Origin of the sequence: Bartonella sp. TT121SHDZB (assembly GCF_042193415.1) — a bacterium.
Classification (GTDB): Bacteria; Pseudomonadota; Alphaproteobacteria; order Rhizobiales; family Rhizobiaceae; genus Bartonella.
On the sequence record NZ_JBHILR010000038.1, the window covers coordinates 1 to 1,510 of the forward strand.

The 1,510-nt window shown below is 38.2% G+C and carries 1 protein-coding gene; it reads right to left on the reverse strand.

What is annotated here, in order from left to right; all coding sequences use genetic code 11:
* Positions 1 to 1,187, reverse strand: a 1,187-nt coding sequence (locus ACFIKI_RS08335; RefSeq protein WP_375666745.1) for a DEAD/DEAH box helicase family protein, incomplete at its 3' end; no start/stop codon positions are given.
* Positions 1,188 to 1,510 lie beyond the last annotated feature (323 nt).

The window sequence follows — 1,510 nt, forward strand, 5'->3', positions numbered from 1 at the left end:
GATGCGAGAACGGCATTAATCTCATCCGCGCGCCTTTTGGCAGTGTCACTAAAGATTTTAGGCGTTGCTGTCATATAGAGACGTTTTTTACCACGAATGATGCTATTATCATGAACCTTGATAAATTCGGATTCATTGTCTTCAGTTCCCAATGAAGCCCCAGTGGTACGGTGTGCTTCATCACAAATGATTAGATCAAATTCGGGTAAACCATGCTCTTTTTGTGCATCCGAAATCACTTGGATAGAATGGTAAGTTGAAAAGACCACGGTCATTGCATCTGCGAGGTTTTCACAAGCTTCTTTAGCAAGGGCTTGAGCATCCGTGGTAGCAGGGAGAACAAGATCTGATGTTTCCATACCAATAATATCATCTTGGTTTTTACGGCGCTTGCCTACTTTCGTATCAGAACACACGGCAAAGGAACGCAATGGGACTTGTGCATCGGCTGTCCATTCACGGATTGTTTGCGAGACTAAAGCAAGAGAAGGCACCAGAAACAAAACACGCTTGCCTTTTCCTGCTATGTGTTCTGCTATCTTCAAACTGGTAAAAGTTTTACCCGTCCCACATGCCATAATCAGCTTGCCACGGTCTGCTTCTTGTAAACCTTCACAGACTTTCTTGATGGCTTCTTCTTGATGGGGACGAGGCTCTTTTGTTGATTTCAGAAGAACTTCTTGTTTTGTTGCAAATATTTGCCAATCTATCCGACTGTTTTCCATATGACGAAGGTCAATGCGATAAACGGGTATCGCTTGTCCTTTAATCATGGCATTCACATTGTCACTTAATTCCACTTCCGTACTATCAACGAGAAGACGATATTTAAAGATATCTTTTCCAGATGCCGCGATAAAACTATCAATATCCTTTTTACTGATCTGATGGTCTGCTTGATAAAACTTACATTGAATAGCGACATAACCCTCTTGATTGCGAAGCTTAGCAATCAGATCAATACCGATATCATTTTTATTCCAATCTTCACGCTCTTTAGCCCATTCATAATAGGTTTCTACCTTTTCGTAGCGCCCATAATGAAGAGGGTCTTTCGTCAAATAAGCTATGACAAGGTTTTCAAACCATGTTCCTAATTCACGAAGTGATTTAGCTTGTTGACGATAATATTCCAACAGAGAGCGTAAAGTGACATGTTCATTATCAGACTTAATAGATTGAAGCATAAAGAATAGACTCCATAACAATATATTCTATTGATTAATTCTCTTCAAAAGAATCGAAATGAAGTTAATTAAATCCATTTTGAATGAATAGTATGAAAAATGCGGAAAATGCTAAAAAGCGGATAATTTTTTTTCAAAAAGTCTTTTTAAAGCTTGTTTATCCATAGCCCATGAGAGATATCAGATCAGCAAAATAGTGAAATTTGCTGTTTGTTTCATGGTCAATCAAGACAAATTCACTATGGGCTTTAAAATATCAGAATGAGTATTTTGATGAGTTTTATGAGACATTTTATAGAGAGGTTTTGAAGGTTTCTCAAACC